The following is a 1,402-nucleotide window of genomic DNA, read 5'->3' as shown; positions in this document are numbered from 1 at the left end:
GCGTCTACCGCTACATCCAGCGCGAGCTCAAGGGCATCAAGCCGCTGCTCGCCGACCTGACCCATGCCCTGCCCTCGCTGTTCAAGCAGAAGGCGGAGATGACGCGCCAGACCCTGCAGGTCCTCGGGGGCCGCGATCGCTTCGAAGGCTACGCCGAGATCGGCTCCAAGGGCCGGTACTTCCGCGGGCTCGATGCCGCGCTCCAGATCAGCGGGCCCCGCTTCTTCATCGACGACAAGGCTCCCACCTTTTCCCCCGTCGACATCATGGAGCGGGGACAGCTGCGCAAGCTCGGCGGCATGCACCTCCCGCTGGCCGACTACGCCCCGCTGCCAGCCGACGCGATCGCCGACCAGAGCCTCGACCTCGTGGCCTGCTATGTCGGGCTCCRTCACATGACGGTGCAGCGCCTGGAAGGATTCCTGGCGTCGATCCATCGGGTATTGCGCCCGGGCGGCGCCTTCATCGTTCGCGACCACGATGTGCGCTCCGAAGACCTGCGCGCGATGGTGTCGCTCGCCCACACGGTCTTCAACGCCGGCCTCGGCGAGACCTGGGAGACCAACCAGGCGGAGCTTCGCTTCTTCGAGCCCGTGTCGACCTGGGTCGAGCGGCTGGCACGGGCCGGTTTCTCGGACACCGGTGCACGTGTTCTTCAGGACAACGACCCGACCGACAACGTGCTGCTGTGCTTCGTGAAGCAGGCCCCGGCGACGCGCGAGCTTGCCGCATGAAGCGCCTTAGCACGTTCAGCCTCGCCGCGGCGATCTGGGCCGGCGCGCTGGCGGCGGGCGCGGCCCCCGTCACGCCAGCGGAGCATCGGCGCACGCCCGACCAGACCTTCCTGACCTTCCCCGAGTGGTACCTGGTGCACAGCCCCGCGGAGTACGCCGCCTACCTGTCCAGCGGCGCGGCGCCGAGCGCCTTTCCGCTCTTCGCCCACATCGGCCAGTTCTGGCAGGGCTACGGCGCGGTCAATGGCGAGCTCGGCAAGTACCCCTTCAACGGCGGCTACCACCTGATGGTGATGGTGATCGGATCCAGCACGACCGTCGAGTACGCCTTGAAAGGCATCTACGAGCACACCGTGGGTCGGCTGGCGGAAGCCACCAAGTCCGGCCCGGCCAGCGTCCCCGAGGAGAAGTTCGCCGCCCGCTATGCGCAGGCCTACGTGGACTTCATCCGCGTCGACCCCTGGTACCTGTTCGACTTCTGGGGCCAACTCAAGCAGTTGTGGGCGACCCAGCTACCGGTCACCGGTCCCGACCTGATCCGGCGATGGGAGCGCCGCTTCGCGCTCACCACCGAGCTGCTCGTGAAGGCCGGCTATGCCCGGGTCATCCAGCTCGGCACGCATGCCATCTACGACGCCCCCTTGCCGGTCACCGCGGTGGTCCTCAGC

Annotated in this window: 1 protein-coding gene and 1 pseudogene; both read left to right on the top strand. The window is 68.1% G+C overall.

Annotated features, from left to right (window positions below):
* Positions 1-734 (top strand): methyltransferase domain-containing protein (locus tag AC1DY5_RS55670; protein ID WP_478122712.1); only part of this gene is annotated, 734 nt, incomplete at its 5' end.
* Positions 731-1,402, top strand: a pseudogene (locus AC1DY5_RS55665) (hypothetical protein); the annotation flags it as partial. The gene AC1DY5_RS55670 and the pseudogene AC1DY5_RS55665, both read left to right, overlap by 4 nt.

Source organism: Variovorax sp. P4_D9 (assembly GCF_056401695.1).
Note: the sequence above shows the minus strand (reverse complement) of the source record. Positions and strands in the feature narration are given on the sequence as shown.